Consider the following 2375-nt stretch of genomic DNA (forward strand, 5'->3'; position numbering starts at 1 on the left):
AAAGTTGGCGGGAGGGCAGTTTATCTCAAGGGCAGTTTTGTAAAGAAAACGAATATTGTATTTCCACTTTTCAATATTGGCTAAAGAAATACCGAGAAGAGTATCCCGATAAAAAGAAGAAAAACAAATCTGTTAACAAGCTCAAAGGATTTCTTCCAATAGAAGTATCAAATGCAGCTGAGGTATTAGATTGTGATAGTGAATCATTTGATATTTATTATCCAAACGGAGTTCGGCTTAGCTGTTCTGCCAGCATCAATACAGAAGCCTTACGAACATTAATCAATCTCTAGCTTTATGTTTACATTATCCTCAAGCAATAAGTTCCACTTATATAGTGATCCTACCGACATGCGCAAGAGCTTTGATGGTTTATCAGGAATTATTCAAAACACCTTGGAAACTGATCCATGCAGTGGTGATGTGTATATTTTCATCAATAAGCGACACGACAAAATAAAGCTACTCCACTGGCAAGGCATAAGTTTTACGCTTTATTATAAACGGCTAGAAAAGGGTAGCTTTGAAATACCTAGCTACGACATTGCCAGCGGAAGCATTACCTTAACTTACACCCAAATGGTGATGATAATTGATGGTTTAAGCATAAAAAACATCCAGAAACGAAAAGCCTATAATCCAAATATTTAGGGTCTTATTTATCCAAAAACATTGTGGATAAAACCATCATGACTTTGCTCTGAAAAACCAGTATTTTCAGTACTTTTACCTTATGTCAAAGGAGCTAGAAAATATGAGTATTGAAGAGTTGATTGAAGCCAATAAAAAGCTCCACAAACAAAAAACAGCTCTTGAATATCAAACCTTGTCTCTTGAATCCCAAAAGCAATCTTTAGAATCAGAACTCAAAGGAGCTCAATCCCAAAAACAATCTTTGGAATCGGAACTTGAACAAACACAATTCCAGCTATCGCAATTACAACGAATGCTATTTGGAGCAAAACGAGAACGTTTTATTCCTGCTCAGGACGAGAACCAACTGAGCCTTCCTTTTGATACGGAACCCGAAGATGAGCCTGAAAAAGAACAGCAAACCATCACTTATGTTAGGAAGAAGCAAAAAAGAGAGAATCATCCTGGTAGATTAGCTTTACCATCTCATCTTCCCGTTGAAGAGATTATTATTGAACCTAAAGAAGACACCTCAGAAATGAAGTGCATAGGCAAAGAAGTAACAGAGCAGCTAGAATTGGTTCCTTCTAAATTATACATCAAGCGATATATTCGTCCCAAATACATTAAAGTTCAGGATAAAGAAACACAAACTTGCAAGGGCATAATAGCTGATCTACCAGTTTTTCCTATTGAAAAAGGAATAGCAGGCTCTGGTTTGCTAGCTCAAATCATGATTGACAAATTTGTAGATCACATACCCATCTACCGACAAATACAACGCTTCAAAAGAGAAGATGTCAAAATATCATCCTCCACCATTAATGGTTGGCAAGAGTCGGTATGCAACTTACTCGAACCACTATACGAATCGTTAAAACAGCAAACCTTATCGGCAGGCTATATTCAAGCAGATGAATCACCGATACAGGTGCTGGATAAAACCAAGAAAGGAAAAACTCATCGTGGATATCACTGGGTGTATCATTCACCACTTCAAAAATCAGTTTTGTTCGATTATCGAAATGGGAGATCACGAGAAGGGCCAAACGAACTTCTAAAAAACTTCAAAGGTTATTTGCAAACAGACGGATATGCGGTCTACGATTCTTTTGATAAGAAAGAAGGAATCACCCTGCTCAATTGCATGGCTCATGCTAGAAGATATTTTGAAAAAGCATTGGATTACGACCAAAAAAAGGCAGAATACGCCATGGGTATGTTCCAGAAAATATACGCCATAGAAAGAAAAGCTAAAGATGATCAGCTGAGCCCAAAAGAAAGATATGATTTAAGGCTTGAGGAATCTTTACCGCTGCTAAATGAGTTGGGCAAATGGATTGCTGACTCCTACAAAACAGTACTCCCAAAATCGCCCATAGGAAAAGCTATGGCTTATTGCATCCCTCGATGGGATTTTCTATTGAACTTTCTTAAAGATGGTTCCTTGGAAATAGACAATAATGGTGTAGAAAATGCCATTCGACCACTGGCATTGGGCAGAAAGAACTACTTGTTTGCTGGCTCCGAAAGAGGAGCTCAGAGAGCCGCCATGTTTTATTCTTTCTTCGGAACTTGCAAGAAAAACAATATTAACCCATTTGACTGGCTCAAGCATGTTCTCAATATCATCCCTGAATACAAAGTGAATAGGCTTCACGAATTATTGCCCCAAAATACTAAAATGTAATCTATCAGTCCTATTGGTTTGCTAAAGGCTAGGGCTGTAGTTGGTAGTGGGG

The 2375-nt window shown here is 38.0% G+C and carries 2 protein-coding genes and 1 pseudogene; all 3 read left to right on the plus strand.

All coding sequences use genetic code 11. The features are described from left to right. Positions 1-293 (plus strand): annotated as a pseudogene (locus HNS40_RS22110) (hypothetical protein); the annotation flags it as partial. Positions 294-297: 4 nt separating this feature from the next. Further along, positions 298-651 (plus strand): IS66 family insertion sequence element accessory protein TnpB, encoded by a 354-nt coding sequence (tnpB, locus tag HNS40_RS22115; protein WP_172284886.1) that lies wholly within the window; start codon positions 298-300, stop codon positions 649-651. A gap of 82 nt (positions 652-733) precedes the next feature. After that, positions 734-2323, plus strand: a complete 1590-nt coding sequence (locus HNS40_RS22120) for an IS66 family transposase (RefSeq protein WP_172284887.1) — start codon at positions 734-736, stop codon at positions 2321-2323. Positions 2324-2375: the final 52 nt, after the last annotated feature.

The sequence above is a fragment of the Lentimicrobium sp. S6 genome (genome assembly GCF_013166635.1).
Lineage (GTDB): Bacteria > Bacteroidota > Bacteroidia > Bacteroidales > UBA12170 > UBA12170.